Source organism: Microbacterium lacusdiani (genome assembly GCF_054779895.1).
Window position 1 is genome coordinate 1 of the sequence record NZ_BAAGXJ010000028.1, and the last position, 14,621, is coordinate 14,621.

General features: G+C 73.8%; 12 protein-coding genes and 1 pseudogene. 3 read left to right on the top strand and 10 right to left on the bottom strand.

Annotated features, from left to right (window positions below):
• Nucleotides 1-1,495, top strand: a pseudogene (locus tag ACYVGN_RS12090) (hypothetical protein); the annotation flags it as partial.
• Between the two features lie 164 nt (nucleotides 1,496-1,659).
• On the opposite strand, the gene ACYVGN_RS12095 reads toward ACYVGN_RS12090, so the two are convergent.
• The 4 genes from ACYVGN_RS12095 to ccsB all read right to left on the bottom strand — a co-directional run bounded on the left by ACYVGN_RS12095 (nucleotide 1,660) and on the right by ccsB (nucleotide 6,915).
• Nucleotides 1,660-3,681 (bottom strand): PTS fructose transporter subunit IIABC, encoded by a 2,022-nt coding sequence (locus tag ACYVGN_RS12095; RefSeq protein ID WP_460791054.1) that lies wholly within the window; start codon nucleotides 3,679-3,681, stop codon nucleotides 1,660-1,662.
• Nucleotides 3,682-3,765: 84 nt separating this feature from the next.
• Entirely contained in the window at nucleotides 3,766-4,719 is a 954-nt protein-coding gene (locus ACYVGN_RS12100) for a 1-phosphofructokinase family hexose kinase (RefSeq protein WP_460791056.1), read from the bottom strand.
• Complete coding sequence (locus ACYVGN_RS12105; protein WP_460791058.1) at nucleotides 4,716-5,495, bottom strand: DeoR/GlpR family DNA-binding transcription regulator; 780 nt, start codon at nucleotides 5,493-5,495, stop codon at nucleotides 4,716-4,718. The genes ACYVGN_RS12100 and ACYVGN_RS12105 overlap by 4 nt, the downstream gene beginning before the upstream one ends.
• 427 nt (nucleotides 5,496-5,922) lie before the next feature.
• The gene (gene ccsB / locus ACYVGN_RS12110; RefSeq protein WP_460791059.1) at nucleotides 5,923-6,915 is read right to left on the bottom strand and encodes a c-type cytochrome biogenesis protein CcsB; all 993 of its coding nucleotides are present in this window, start codon (nucleotides 6,913-6,915) and stop codon (nucleotides 5,923-5,925) included.
• Nucleotides 6,916-6,998: 83 nt separating this feature from the next.
• Here ccsB and ACYVGN_RS12115 point away from each other — a divergent pair, with 83 nt between their 5' ends.
• On the top strand, nucleotides 6,999-7,436 hold the full coding sequence (locus ACYVGN_RS12115; protein ID WP_460791061.1) for a VOC family protein: 438 nt from the start codon (nucleotides 6,999-7,001) through the stop codon (nucleotides 7,434-7,436).
• 3 nt (nucleotides 7,437-7,439) lie between these two features.
• On the opposite strand, the gene resB is transcribed toward ACYVGN_RS12115, so the two are convergent.
• The 5 genes from resB to ACYVGN_RS12140 form a co-directional block, all read right to left on the bottom strand.
• On the bottom strand, nucleotides 7,440-9,149 hold the full coding sequence (gene resB / locus ACYVGN_RS12120; protein ID WP_460791062.1) for a cytochrome c biogenesis protein ResB: 1,710 nt from the start codon (nucleotides 9,147-9,149) through the stop codon (nucleotides 7,440-7,442).
• Nucleotides 9,130-9,888: a cytochrome c biogenesis CcdA family protein gene (locus ACYVGN_RS12125; protein WP_134745832.1), complete on the bottom strand. Its 759-nt coding sequence runs from the start codon at nucleotides 9,886-9,888 to the stop codon at nucleotides 9,130-9,132. Before ACYVGN_RS12125 ends, resB begins: the two co-directional genes overlap by 20 nt.
• A gap of 19 nt (nucleotides 9,889-9,907) precedes the next feature.
• A complete protein-coding gene (locus ACYVGN_RS12130; protein WP_460791064.1) occupies nucleotides 9,908-10,543 on the bottom strand; it encodes a TlpA family protein disulfide reductase in 636 nt (211 codons plus the stop codon).
• A 159-nt stretch (nucleotides 10,544-10,702) separates the two neighbouring features.
• Nucleotides 10,703-11,095, bottom strand: a complete 393-nt coding sequence (locus tag ACYVGN_RS12135; RefSeq protein WP_460791065.1) for a hypothetical protein — start codon at nucleotides 11,093-11,095, stop codon at nucleotides 10,703-10,705.
• Nucleotides 11,096-11,134: 39 nt separating this feature from the next.
• On the bottom strand, nucleotides 11,135-11,764 hold the full coding sequence (locus tag ACYVGN_RS12140) for a histidine phosphatase family protein (RefSeq protein WP_134745830.1): 630 nt from the start codon (nucleotides 11,762-11,764) through the stop codon (nucleotides 11,135-11,137).
• Between the two features lie 93 nt (nucleotides 11,765-11,857).
• Between ACYVGN_RS12140 and ACYVGN_RS12145 the strand changes: the two genes are divergently transcribed.
• Nucleotides 11,858-13,855, top strand: a complete 1,998-nt coding sequence (locus ACYVGN_RS12145) for a hypothetical protein (RefSeq protein WP_460791067.1) — start codon at nucleotides 11,858-11,860, stop codon at nucleotides 13,853-13,855.
• A gap of 53 nt (nucleotides 13,856-13,908) precedes the next feature.
• Here the strand turns inward: ACYVGN_RS12145 and ACYVGN_RS12150 are convergent, their stop codons facing one another.
• On the bottom strand, nucleotides 13,909-14,568 hold the full coding sequence (locus ACYVGN_RS12150) for a DedA family protein (RefSeq protein WP_460791069.1): 660 nt from the start codon (nucleotides 14,566-14,568) through the stop codon (nucleotides 13,909-13,911).
• Nucleotides 14,569-14,621 lie beyond the last annotated feature (53 nt).

Below are 14,621 nucleotides of genomic sequence, written 5' to 3' on the forward strand. Positions count from 1 at the left end.
CGCGCAAGGCGTCGCGGGCGGCGCGGCCGACCTCGCGGGCGGCGCCCGGCAGCTCTCGGACGGCGCCCGGCAGCTCTCCACCGGCCTCGCGGGCGACGGCACCGCCGCGAACCCGGGTCTCGCGCCCGGTCTGCACGGCGCGACGTCCGGGGCGCAGACGCTGGCGTCCGAGCTGGGCGCGGGCGCCGACGCGATCGAGCGGAACGGGGTCGTTCCGGCCGAGCTCACGGGCGCCGCGGCCGGCGCGGCGCAGGCGGCCGCGGGCGTCGCGGACGGACTCGACGGGCTGAGCGCATCCTGCGCGGCCTCGGGGGCGGGCGCCGAGTTCTGCGCGCAGCTCGCCGCGATCACGCAGGCCGCGCGCACGGCCGACGCCGCCGCGTCGGGGACGTCCGGCGGGCTGGAGCAGCTCGCGACCCAGCTGCCCACGGAGCTCGCGGCCCAGCTGCGCGCGGCGTCGGGCGGCGCGACGGAGCTCGCCGGCGGCCTCGGCGCCCTCGCGACCGGCGCCGACGGCGCGGCGGCCGGGGCGACCCAGCTCACGGCCGGGCTCGAGGAGCTGGCGGGAGGCGCCGACCGGCTGTCGGCCGGGGCATCGCAGCTCGCGGGCGGCGCGGGCGAGCTGTCGACCGGCGCGGCGCAGCTCGCCACGGGTGCGGGCGGCCTCGCGACCGGGACGAGCGAGCTCGCGTCGGGCGCCACGCGGCTCTCGGACGGCGCCGGGCAGCTGGCGACCGGCACGACGCAGCTCGGCGACGGCATCGGCGAGCTCTCGGAGGGCACGCGCTCGCTGGCGGACGGCCTCGGCCGTGCGACCGAGCAGATCCCGTCGTACAGCGACGACGAGGCGGACGACCTCGCGACCGTGCTCGCGGATCCGGTGTCGGCGACGTCCGGCGACGGCCTGACCATGTTCGGGTCGTCGGCCGTGCCGCTGCTCGCCGCGGTCGTGCTGTGGTTCGGCGGTCTCGCGACCTTCGTCGTGATGCGCTCCGTCACGGCGCGGGCCCTGACGTCGCGCCGCGCGTCCGCGCTGCTCGCGGGCGGCGCGCTGCTGCCGGCCGCGCTGGTCGGCGCGGTGCAGGGCCTGCTCGTGGCCGCGGTCATCCAGGCGGTCAGCGGCTACGACGGCGGGACGGCGGCGGCGCTGTTCGCGCTGTGCGCCCTGATCGGCGTCGCATTCGCGGCCGTGCACCAGGCGCTCGTGGCCGTGCTCGGCGGCGCGGGTCGCTGGGTCGCGGCGCTGATCGGCGCGATCGCGATCGCGACCGGCGTGGTCTCGACCATGCCGGGATGGCTCGGCGAGCTGGCGGACATCCTGCCCACCGCCCCCGCGTACCGCGCGCTCCTCGGCGCGGTCACGGACGCGGGCGGCACCGGCGCCGCGGTGACCGCGCTGCTGGTGTGGGCCGCGCTCGCGTTCATCGCCACGACGCTGGCCGTGGCGCGCCGCCGCACGATCCCCGCCCAGGCGCTGCTGGCCCAGCCCGCCTGATGCCGCGGGGGTCGTCCCCCTGCGCTTCGACTGGTCCCGGGCGACGAGACTGGTCCAGCCGAGACCAGTCTCGCCGCCGAAGACCAGTCGAAGCCGGTCGGGTCGCCACGACGCCGGAACGGCCCGGTCCTCGAGACGAGGGCCGGGCCGTTCGGGCATCGGGATCAGGCGGCGACGGCCACAGGGGGCGCCGCGGTGCGACGGTGCGCGTACTTCTTGAGCGCCACGACCGCGAGGGCCGACACGACGGTGCCCACGGCGATCGCGAGCAGGAAGCCCCAGATCGGATCGATCGCGAAGAACACGAACACGCCTCCGTGCGGAGCGCGCGATCCGACTCCCAGCAGCATGGTCAGGGCGCCCGTGACCGCGCCGCCGAGCATCGACGCCGGGATGACGCGCAGCGGGTCGGCCGCGGCGAACGGGATCGCGCCCTCCGAGATGAACGACGCGCCGAGCAGCCACGCGGCCTTGCCGTTCTCCTGCTCGACCGGCGTGAACGAGCCGCGCGCCAGCACGGTCGAGGCGAGCGCCATCGCGAGCGGGGGCACCATGCCCGCCGCCATCACGGTGGCCATGATCAGGTACGGCACCGTGTTGTCGGCCGCCGCGGCGCCGAGGCCCGCCACGGCGAACGCGTACGCGACCTTGTTGACCGGGCCACCCAGGTCGAAGCACATCATGAGGCCCAGCAGCACGCCCACGACCACGATGAGGCCGCTGTCGGCGAGGTTGTTCAGGCCGTCGGTCATGGCGGTCATGAGCGCCGCGATCGGCCAGCCGAGGAACAGGATCATCAGACCCGAAGCCACGATCGAGCCGACCAGCGGGATGATCACGACCGGCATCAGGCCGCGCAGCCAGCGCGGCACGTCGAAGCGGCCGAGCCACCACGCCACGAGACCCGCGAGCAGTCCGCCGACGATGCCGCCGAGGAAGCCCGCGCTCATCAGGACCGCGACCGAGCCGGCCACGAAGCCGGGAGCGATGCCGGGCCGGTCGGCGATCGCGAATGCGATGTACCCCGCCAGCGCCGCCACGAGGAAGCCCATCGAGACGCCGCCGATCGTGAAGAACACGGCGCCGAGGTACTGCAGCAGCCCGCCCTCGGGCAGGTTCCACAGGGCGTTCTCGAGCACGATCGCGTTGGCCGACTCGTTGATGTCGAAGCCGCCGAGCAGGAACCCGAGCGCGATCAGCAGACCGCCGCCCGCGACGAACGGGATCATGTACGAGACGCCCGTCAGCAGGATGCGCTTGATGCGCGCGCCGAACGACTCCACCGGCGCGCTGGCCGCGGCGGCCGTCTCGGCCGTGCCGCTCACCCGCTCGGCGGACGGATCCTTCGCGGCGGCCGCCGCGAGCGCGAGCAGCTCCGCCGGCTTCTCGATGCCCGCCTTGACCGTGCGCCGGATGACGGGCTTGCCCGCGAACCGCTGCGGCTCCCGCACGTCGACGTCGACCGCGAACACGACGGCGTCGGCCGAGGCGATCGTGTCGGCCGGGATCGGGGTGTAGCCGCTGGAGCCCTGGGTCTCGACGTGGAGCTCGACGCCGGCCTTGCGCGCGGCGGCGGCCAGTCCGTCGGCCGCCATGTAGGTGTGGGCGATGCCCGTCGCGCAGGCCGTGACCGCGACGATCCGCGCGGGGCGGCCGTCGACCAGGATCGCGTCGCCGGCGGCGGCCGCGGCCGGAGCCGGAGCCGGATCGACGGACGCCGACGCCTCGGCCGCCTCTTCCTCGCCGATCGCGCGGCGCACGATGCCGACCACCTCATCCGGCGTCGCGGCCGAACGCAGCGCGGCGAGGAACTCCTCGTCCATCAGGTTGCGCGCGAGCGACGAGAGCACCGCGAGGTGCTCCTCGGCCGCGGTGTCGGGCGCGGCGATCATGAACACGATGTCGCTCGGCTCGTCCTCGGCGCCGAAGTCGACCGGCGGGTTCAGGCGGGCGAACGCCAGCGACGCCTGCGACACGGCCGCGCTCTTGGCGTGCGGGATCGCGATGCCGCCGGGCAGGCCCGTGGCGTCCTGCTCCTCGCGGGCCCAGGCGGCGGCGAAGAGCTGTTCGGCGTCCGTCGCGCGGTCCTGCGCGACGAAGCGCTGCGACAGGGCGCGGAGCACCGCCTGCTTGTCCGGGCCGAGGTCCTCATCGAGGCTCACGAGCTGGGGGGTGATGGTGGACATGGTCTCCTCCTCGAGGCTGAGCGTCCGTGGTGCGCCGCGAGGCGGCGGGTGGATCGGGTGGGGGTGGATGCGGCGAGCCGCGGGTCAGGGAAGCCTCCGGACGGGGATGTCCCCGCCGGGCAGGTCGGCAGGCGTCGCGATGCGCGTGCCGGGAAGGGCGGCCGTGGCGGAGCCGTATCGGATGGCTGCGCGCAGCCGGCCGTCGGCGTCCTCTCCGGCGAGGTCGGCGAGCAGGAAGCCGGCGAGGGCGCTGTCGCCCGCTCCGACCGTGCTGCGCACATCGGTGGGCGGCGCCGCGGCGTGGTGGGCGCCCTCGGCGTCCACGAGCACCGCGCCGTCGCCGCCGAGCGTGACGAGGACCGCGCCGACGCGATGCGGCACGAGGGCCGAGGCGAGCCGGACGGCGTCCGCGACGGTGTCCTGGTCCGCCTCGCTCGAGGTCGCGAGACCCAGGCGTACCACGGCGTCGACGAGCTCCTCGTCGTTGGGCTTGATGAGGTCGACGCCGCCGCGCGCCAGCACCTCGGCGAGGGCCGGGCCTGACGTGTCGACCGCGATGCGCGGTGCGCGGGCGGCGCGCGTCCGCACGGCCTGGATGACCTCGACGTAGAAGTCGGCGGCGACGCCCGGCGGGAGCGAGCCGCACAGGGCGAGCCAGCGCGCGCCGTCGGCCGCCTCGACGACCGCGTCGATCAGGGCGGCCGCCTCGGCCGGCGCGAGCCCGGCGCCCGGCAGGTTGATCTTGGTGGTCTCGCCGTCGGGCGACGTGAGCGTGATGTTGGAGCGGGCGTGCCCCTCGATCGGCACCGCGCGCACGGGGAGCCCCGCGGTGTGCTCGCCGTAGGGGTCGTCGTCCGCGAGCGGCAGCACCGCGAGCGTCTCGGCGCCGGAGGCGACGACCACGCGCGACACGTTCACGCCCTTGCCGGCCGGATCAACGCTCGACGACTCCGCGGCCTGCACGGCCCCCGGCTCGAGCGGACCGGCCAGCTGGATCGTGCGGTCGAGCGACGGGTTGGCGGTCAGGGTGACGATCATGCGATCCACACCTCCACGTCGGCGTCCTCGAGGGCCGCGGCGAGCGCGCCGGAGGGCGCGCGGTCGGTCACCAGCAGATCGATCTCGTCCAGGCGCGCGAACCGCTGCAGCGACTCGTCGCCGAACTTGGACGCGTCCGCGAGCAGCACCACCCGCCGCGCGGAGCGGACGATCGCCCGCTTGACGTCGGCCTCGTCCGGGTCGGGGGTGCTCGCCCCGAAGGCGGCGCTCAGCCCGTTCGTGCCCACGAACGCGATGTCGGGGCGCATCGACTCGATGGCCTGCACGGTTCCCGCGCCCACCGCGGCGCCGGTGATTCCGCGCACGCGCCCGCCGATCGTGGTGAGGGGCACGCCTCCGCGCGTGGTGAGCAGCGCGGCGAGCACGGCGGAGTGGGTCACGACCTGGGCGTCGGGGCCGGCGAGCCGGTCGGACAGCAGCTCGGCGACCGCGCCGGTCGTGGTGCCCGCGTCCAGGAGCACGGATCCGCGGAAGTCGTCCGCCAGCGCCTCGACGGCCCGGCGGGCGATCGCGTGCTTGGCGGGGCCGCGCTGTCCGGCGCGCTCGCGCAGGTCGGCCTCGGCGGCGCTCCCCCGGTCGGCGGCGACGGCCCCGCCGTGCACGCGGCGCAGGACGCCGGCGCGCTCCAGCAGCGCGAGGTCGCGGCGCACGGTCTCGGTCGTGACGTCGAGCCGCTCCGCGAGGTCGGCGACGGCGACGCGCGCCTCGTCCCGCAGCACCTGCTCGATGAGCTCTCGTCGCTCCGTCGCGTACATGGCACCCTCCTTCGGATGCCCACAGACTACAACACAATCCCACAGAAACACAGATGTTGTTTTGCGCGCGGTCGCGCGACGACCAGCAGCAACCCCATGGTCGTTGAGCGGAGGCGAGGAACGAGCCGGAGTCGAAACGTGGCCGAGCCTCCCCGACCGGCCGGGTCACCTCAGCCCGTTTCGACTCCGCTTCGCTCCGCTCAACGACCGACACGAAACCGGTCATCTACCGTCGTGCGAGCGTCCCCGTGCGCTTCTCCATCCGTCGCATTCGCGACGGACGGAGCCTCGGCGCCGGGGACCCAGCGAGCGTGCCGCGAAGCGGCCGAACGCAGCGCGAAGCGGCCGAACGCAGCGCGAAGCGCTGCCGAACAGGTGCCGCTTGCGGCCCCGCAGCGTGCGATCGCTTCTGAAGAAGAAGTCCTTCTCAGCTCAGGCCGCTGTACGCGTGCAGGCCCTCGAAGAACATGTTCACGATCGTGAAGTTGAAGATCACGGCGGTGAAGCCGACGATCGAGAGCCAGGCCGAGCGGGTGCCGCGCCAGCCGCGCGTCGCGCGGGCGTGGATGTAGCCGGCGTAGAGCACCCAGATGATGAAGGTCCAGACTTCCTTAGTGTCGAAGCCCCAGTAGCGGCCCCACGCGTCCTGCGCCCAGATGGAGCCGGCGATGAGGGTGAACGTCCAGAAGATGAAGCCGATGATGGCGAAGCGGTAGGCCATCCCCTCGAGCGCCTCGGCGCTGGGGAGCGTGCGCAGGAACGAGCGCTGGGGCTCGGCGTCCTCCGCCTCGAGCGCGATCCGCTCGCGGCGGGCCTGCAGCAGCTGCAGCACCGAGAGCCCGAACGCGAGGGCGAGGAAGGCCGTGGCGAGCGACGCGACGAACACGTGGATGACGAGCCACACCGACTTGAGCGGATCCATGAGCGGCACGATCTGCACGTAGAACGACAGGGTCGCCGCCCCCAGCAGCACCGTGACGAGCCCCACCATGAAGGTGCCGAGGAAGCGCAGGTCGCGCCAGAACAGCACGCCCAGGTACACGGCCGTGATGAGCAGGGTGCCGGTCATCGCGAACTCGTACATGTTCGACCACGGCACGCGTCCCGCCGCGATCCCCCGCAGCACCGTGCCGCCGAGGTGGAACAGGAAGCCGAGCACCGTGAGCGAGGTGCCGATCCGGCCCATGACCATGCGCGGCTTCGCGGCGGCGGGCGCGTCCTGCGCGACGCCGTTCACGGTGGTCCCCGATCCGGCCCCGACCAGCACGCGCTCGCGCGCGGCATCCTGACGCTCGAGCGAGAGCTGCGAGCGGCGCGCCAGGTCGAACGCGTACGCGACGAACGCGAGGGCGTAGACCGAGATCGCCGTCCAGATCAGAAGAACCGAGATCTCGTCCAGCGAGAGCGCGTCAGGGTGCATGAGCCCGATTCTACGAGTGCCCGCTTCGCGCTCTCTGTGGGCGGGCCCTGTCCGCGGGGCCCGGGCCCCGGTAGCGTGCGGGCATGGCCATCGCGCTCGAGAACGTCGGCATCGCCGTCCGGGATCTGGAGGAGGCGATCGCCTTCTTCACGGACCTGGGCCTGGAGGTCGTCGGACGCGACACGGTCAGCGGTGAATGGACCGACACGGCCGTCGGGCTGGACGGCAACCACGCGCGCATCGTGATGCTGGCGACCCCCGACGGCCAGGGGCGCCTGGAGCTCTTCGAATACCTGCATCCCGAGGCGATCGAGACCGAGCCGACGCGCCCCAACGAGATCGGGATGCATCGCGTCGCGTTCTCGGTGGACGACCTCGACGCGTCGCTCGAGATCGCCGCGCGGCACGGATGCCACCCGCTGCGGGGCGTGGCCACGTATCGGGACCTCTACCGGCTGACCTACCTGCGAGGCCCGAGCGGCATCCTCGTGATGCTGGCCCAGGATCTGCGGAAAGGCTGACGCCTACGCGTCGTCGGCGCCGAGCGCGGCGCGGTGCTTGGTGCGCAGGTCCGCGATCGCGGTCGCGAGCGTCGGATCCTCGCCGCGCGCGAGCGCCGCGTACTCGAGCCGGATGCCCGCGTCGTCCGCGGTCGCCTTGACCCAGACGCGGCGGCGCGGCACGAACAGCGCGGTGAGCAGGCCGAGCATCGCGAGCACCGCGAACGCCAGCACGAAGATCGCGGACCCGTCGTGGTGCGTCTGCAGCGACACGAAGCGCTTGACCGATTCGGTGAGGCCCACCTGCGAGCGGTCGGCATCCGCCGGGGTCTCGTCCTCGAACGTGACCGTGCCGAGGCCGTTCGGCAGCTCGACGGTCTCCCCGGGCGCGAGCTCGAGCGAGTCGACGTCAGCCTCCGGGCCGGCGATCTGCTCCATGCCGCTCGGGTCGAGCTCGTACACCGAGCTGGGCACGCCGTCGTCGACCCCGAGGTCGCCGACGTACACGTTCAGGGTCAGCACGGGGTTGAGCAGCTCGCCGAATCCGGACGAGAAAGCGCCGCTCGCGAGCTGCATCTGGGTCGGGTAGAAGAAGCCGATCATGCCGACCTGCTCCGGCAGGCCGTCGGGGATCTTCACGACGCCGAGCGAGGTCATGTTGGCGTCCTGCGGCAGGAACGGCACGGGCTCGCTGTAGACCGTGGTGCCGTCGGGCGCCTTGACCGTGATGGTCGGCGCGTAGCCGTTGCCCAGCAGGTAGACCCGGTCGCCCGCGACGTCGAGCGGGTGGTTGACGCGGACGGCCTCCTGGCGCTCGGCGCCACCCGGCTCGACGACCGTGACGTTCGCCTGGAAGTCGCCCGCCTGGCCCGCGCCGCTGGTGCCGATGGGCTGGTACGTGACGTCGAACGAGTCCAGGCGCATGGCGTACGGCGTCAGGGCGTCGTCACCCACGAAGCGGCCGCGGTTCATGGACGAGTAGTCGACCAGCGAGTTGACCACGGACTGGCCCTCGATGATCACCTGCTGGCCCGTGTACGCGAAGCCCCCGCCCACCCCGACCGACACCAGCACGCCGACGAGGGACGCGTGGAACACGAGGTTGCCGGTCTCGCGCAGGTAGCCGCGCTCGGCCGAGACCGAGAACGCGCCTCGCCCGTCGTAGCGCTCGACCCGGTAGCCGCTCGAGCGCAGCTGCGCCTCGGCCAGGTCGACCGCGTGGGCCGCGTCGTCCGCGTCGCCGGCGATCCGGTCCTCGAGGTGGTCGTCGAGGCGCGCGAGCCGCGCCGGCGTGCGCGGCGGGCGCGAGCGCATCGCCTTCCAGTGGTGCTTGGTGCGCGGCAGGATGCAGCCCACGAGCGAGACGAACAGCAGCAGGTAGATCGCGGAGAACCAGGCCGACACGTAGACGTCGAACATCTGCATGGCGTCGAGGATCGGGAACAGGTCGGGGTTCTCCCGCTCCCACTGCCTCACGCCGTTGGGGTTGGCCATCCGCTGGGGGAAAATCGACCCGGGCACGGCCGCGATCGCGAGCAGCAGCAGGAGGACGAGCGCGGTGCGCATGCTGGTGAGCTGCCGCCAGCCCCAGCGCAGCCATCCGACGACGCCGAGCGCCGGCTGGTTCACGCCGGAGTCGGCGTCGCTCTCGACGTGGTCCGACGGGCGCAGGGGCTCGGATCCGTCCCGCGCGGCCTTCCGGGCGTCGGTCTGGTCAGAGAGGGAGCGGGACATTCGCGAACACCCCCTGCAGGCGGTTCATGATCATGGTCCACACGCCGGTCACCATGAGCACGCCCAGGATGACCAGCAGCACGCCGCCGACGATGTTGACGACGCGCACGTGGCGGCGCAGGAACGCGAGCGACCGGGTGGCCCAGCCGAAGCCGAGCGCGACCAGCAGGAACGGGATGCCGAGGCCGAGCGAGTACGCCAGCCCCAGCAGGGTCGCGCGGCCGGCGTCGCCCTGGTCGTACGAGATCGCGAGGATCGCGGTCAGGGTCGGGCCGATGCAGGGCGCCCAGCCGAGGCCCAGGGCGACGCCGAGCAGTGGCGCCCCGACGAGCCCCAGGTCGCCCTTCAGGTGGAGCTTGGCCGTGCGCTGCGCGAAGCCGAAGAAGCCGATGAAGACGAGGCCCAGCAGGATGATCAGGACGCCGAGCACGCGCGTGATCGCGTCGCCGTAGAGCAGCGAGAACCGCTGCGTCGCGCCGCCCGCGATGCCGCCGAGCACGATGATCGTGACGAACACGAGCGTGAACCCGGCGATGAACAGCAGCACGCCGCCCAGCAGCCGGCCGCGTCCGGCGGGCGCCTCGGTGCCCTTGGGCGAGACGGCGCCGCCGATGAAGCCGAGGTAGCCCGGCACGAGCGGCAGCACGCACGGCGAGAGGAACGAGATCAGGCCCGCCAGAAGCGCGATCGGGATCGCCGCCCACAGCGCGCCGTCGAAGACGACGGAGCCCGGGTTCATCCGCGGCCCGTCGTGGAGGTCACGCGCTCTCCTCCAGCGTCTCCCGCACGAGGGTCGACAGGATCGAGGCGCCCTCCAGCTGGCCGATGATGCGCGCGGCGACGCGGCCCTCGCGGTCGAGCACGAGCGTGACGGGCGTGGCGTTGACGGGCGTGGCCGCGACGAACGCGAGCTTCACGGCGCCGTCGTGCACGTCGATGATGCTGGGGTACGTGACGCCGTGCTTCTCGGCGAACGAGATCGCCTGGTCGGCCTGATCGCGGGTGTTGATGCCCACGAAGCGCACGCCCTCGGCCTGGTACTCCTGCCACACGGACTCGAGGTCGGCGGCCTCGGCGCGGCACGGGTCGCACTGGGCGTACCAGAAGTTGACGACGGTGACCTCGCCCGCGGTGTCGTCGCTCGACAGCGGCTCCCCGGTCTCGGTGACGCCCGCCCACTCCACGGGCTCGCCGCGGTCGGCCTCATCGATCGAGGTCACGGCGAATTCTCCGGCGACGTAACCGGTGTTCGCGCCGTTCAGGTACTGCTCGCTCACGGGATCCGGAGCGCACGCGGCGAGCGCGAACGCGAGCCCGGCGACGGCCAGCCCCGCGACCACCCGGCGCGCACCGCGCACGCGGGGCGAGACGCTCAGAACGGGGACGAAAGGCACGCCCCCAATCCTACGTTCGCGGTTATGCGGCGGCTGTGCGCCAGCCGAAAGCGGCTCAGCCCGTTTCGACTCCGCTTCGCTCCGCTCGACGACCGGCATCTTCCCCGTGGTCGTTGAGCGGAGGCGCGCCAGCGCCGGAGTCGAAACGTGGGGCGAGCCTCACCCGAGCTCGACGAAGTCGCCGACCCGCTTGTCCTCGGGCACGTCCGTCAGCGCGGCGTAGTGCAGCGTCGCGCTCAATCCCGCGATGCCCGCCTTCACCGGCAGGCTGCTGCACGCGCGCACCCACTCCTCGTCCGAGATGTAGATGATCAGGCAGTCGGGCGCGGTGCGGTCCTCCGACTCCGCCGCGTAGTACTGGTTGCCGTCGGCGTCCTCACCGAGGTGCCGCACCGAGTCGGGCAGGAGCCCGGCCGTGTCGACGACCTCCGGCAGCACGTCACCGGTCGGCGGAGCAGAGAACGGACCGCGCGGCTCCGCCATGCATCCCGCGAGGGCGAGTGCGCTGGAGACGATCGCAACGACCGCCGCGAGCCGGATCATTCGCGTCATGGCCCGACGCTATCGGCGCCGCTCACGCGGCGCCAGCATTCAGACCGCGCCGACGTCGACCGCGTCCTGCAGCGGGGCGGGCTCGGCGTACGCGACCTCGCGCCAGACGTCGCCGTGGCGCTCGAACGACGTGACGCTCGAGAGCGCGCAGCGGCGGGTGCGCGGGTCATGCGGCAGAGGCAGTCCGGCGACCGAGAGGTGCGTGAGCCAGATGGGCGCCTGGTGCGAGACGATCACGACGTCGCCCGAGTCCGTGCCGTGCCACGCCTCGTCGAGCGCCGCGTGCATCCGGTCGACGACCTGGGAGTACGGCTCACCCCAGCTGGGGAGCGACGGGCGGCGCAGGTGGTGCCAGTTCCACGGCTTGCGCAGCGCGCGGCTCATCCGCATGCCCGCGAAGACGTTGGTCGGCTCGATCACGCGCTCCTCGAGCCGCACCTCGAGCCCCAGCAGCTCGGCGAGCGGCTCCGAGGACTCCTGCGTGCGCTGCAGGGGCGAGCTCAGCAGCGCCGAGACCGGCCGGTCGAGCGACAGGATGTGCTCCGCCGCCGCGCGCGCCATCCGGCGCCCGTCGTCGCTCAGGCGGAAGCCGGGCAGCCGCTCGTAGAGCACGCGATCGGGGTTGTAGACCTCGCCGTGACGCACGAGGTGGATCCGTTCGGCCGTCACGTGCCCCATCCTACGGAAGCCGCGCGCGGCCCTCTCCGACGTGCGCCGGAGCGCCGCCGGGCCCACCCCGGGCACCCCGGATACCGTGGGCGCGTGATCAGTCGCCCGCGCCGGATCGGTCGCCGCCTCGCGGCGGGCGCGATCGCGGCCGCCGTGGCGCTGTCCCTCACCGCGTGCGTCGCGGAGCCCTCCGAGGGCGAAGCGCAGCGCGACCCGGCCCCGTCCTTCGCCGACGCGCGCACGACGCAGGTCGACGCCGAGGGCGCGCGCTGGAGCGCGGCCGGCGTCGCGATCGACGTGCCCGGCGGCGCCGTGCGCACGAACGTCGCCAACGTCACGGTCGGCGCACGGATCGGCGAGGCCGACTCCGGGATCGCGCGCGAGGTCTTCGGCACGCCCGTCCGGCTGGAGTCGGCCGGCGCCTTCGCCGATCCGATCACCGTCACGTGGGATCTGTCGACCCTGCCGGCCGAGGCCGCGGCGAGCGCGTCGCTCGTGCGCTGGGATCCCGACCTGCGCGTGTGGGCGCCCGAGCCCGGCGCCGTGGTCGAGGGCGGCCGCCTGACCGCCGGGATCACGCAGCCGGGGACCGTCGCGTGGGCCGCGGCCTCCGTGCAGAACGCCACGGCGCCGACTCCCGCGGCGGACCTGCCCGCGTGCGGCGACGCCGAGCTGCCCGGCTGGGTCGCGACCTACGCCGATCCGGATGCCGAGCGCCCCGAGTCGGCGATCACTGCCTGCGTCGAGACCCACCGGTCGGATGTGCTGACGGTGCGCACGCGGAGCCGGGACGACGTGCCGCGGGCGCTCACGCTCACGGGCGAGGCCGCCTTCGACTGGGTCACGCGCGAGCGCGGCGGATCGCGGTTCTGGGCGCTGGCCGCGACCCTGGTGGACGACGAGCGCACCGCGCTGCTGCCTCCGGGCGGCGGCGTCGACGTGGGCCTGAGCGAGCCCGACGGCGGCGCGCACCGCGCGGTCGCGCGCGTGGACGTCCGCACGGCTGCGCTGGATCTGCTCGCCGCGTTCGCGCGACGCGTCTCGCTGGGCGAGGTCCCGGACGCGTCCACGACGGGCCTGCTGTCCCACCTGTTCCGCTGCGCCACCGCCGGGGGCGGGGAGGTGCAGGACGCGTCGGCGGTCGCGGCGCTGGGCGCCGCGCTCACGACGTGCGCGCAGCAGGTGCCGGGTGCGGGCGAGGCCTCGACCGCGGCCGAGGTACAGGGCCGCCGCGCGGCCGAGGCCGCGGCGCGCATCGGCGCATCCGGCGCCTTCGAGGAGCTGGCGGAGGCGCGCTCGGAGGCGCTCGTGGCGGCCGCCGCGGCGCCTGCGGGCGGCGCATCCTGGACCGTGCTGGGCGGATCCGACCCGGCCGTGCTCGGCGCGTGGGAGCCGACGTGCGACGACGCCGAGGCGGATGCCGCCGCGCTCTTCGCGAACCTGGCGGGTGCGCCGGAGTTCGCGGGCACCGACGGCTCGCTCGCGACCCACCCCGGATGGCCGACGGCGACGGTCGCGGCGGTCGCGCCCTTCGCATCCTGCTCCCCCGACGACCGCGCCCGCTTCGCGGCGCAGCTGCCCGACCAGTGGGCGGATCCGGAGGCCGCCCGCCTCGCGGTCGACGCGCTCGCCGGCCTCGGGCTCTCGCTGCTGTCGTGCGACGACATCTACGAGCTCGCGGCTCCGCTGGCCGAGGGCTTCCACGGCCTGCGCGGCATCACCGCCTCGGGCACCGGCCGCGTGGCGTGCGGCTGGGCGAGCGAGCGCGGCAAGGCCGTCACCGACCCGGGCATCCGGTCCCGCGTGCAGGTGTGGGTGTCGCGCGAGAGCGCCGACGCCGAGGAGGTCGCGCAGCGCCGCTCCGAGGCCGAGAAGACGGAGCTGGGCGGCGTGCAGCGCTCGGACATCCTGGACGGCGCCGGCGGATTCGTGGTCGGCGCGTACGTGCCCACGGGCCTCGAGCTCGAGTCCTGGCTCCCCGGCTACCGCATCGTGGTCACGACGACGAGCACCGACGACCCGGCGCAGTGGCGCATGCGCGAGGGCGTCGAGGCCGTCGAGCGCATCGCCGCGGCGCTCACCGCCGACTGAAAGGGCTTGCCCCGAGTTGTCGCCACGTGGCGGCGACTCGGGGCAACGGCAGGTCAGTCGGCGCGGTTCTCGGCGCGCAGCGCGCGGACGCGGGCCACGACGAACCAGGCCACGGCCACGATCACGACCGCGATCACGATGTTCTGGAACACGTCCATGTACTGCTCGACGATGTGCCAGGCCTCGCCGAGGTACCAGCCGACCAGGATGAAGATCGTGTTCCAGATCAGGCTGCCCGCGCCCGTGAAGAGCACGAAGCGCCACAGCGGCATGTGCACGACGCCGGCCGGGATGGAGATCAGGCTGCGGAAGATCGGGATGAACCGGCCGAAGAACACCGCGGCCCCGCCGTGGCGGTGGAACCACGCCACCGTGCGGTCGACGTCCTCGACCTTCATGAGCGGGAGGCGGTCGGCGATCCGGCGCAGGCGCTCGAGGCCGAACCACGCGCCGATGCCGTAGAGCACGAGCGCGCCCACGATCGATCCGACCGTGGTCCACAGGATGGCCTCCCACAGCGCGAACGAGCCCCGGGACGCCGCCAGGCCCGCCATCGGCAGGATGGCCTCGCTGGGCAGCGGCGGGAACAGGTTCTCGGCTGCGATCGCGACGCCGGCGCCGTAGGGGCCGATCACGTCCATCAGGGAGACGACGAAGTCGACGAGCGACCCCAGCCAGGAGCCGTCGGTCGTGGTCTCGGTCGTCGTCATCATGTGGCGGCATCCTCCGGTCGGGGCACGATCCCTCTGACGCTATCGAGCGGAGG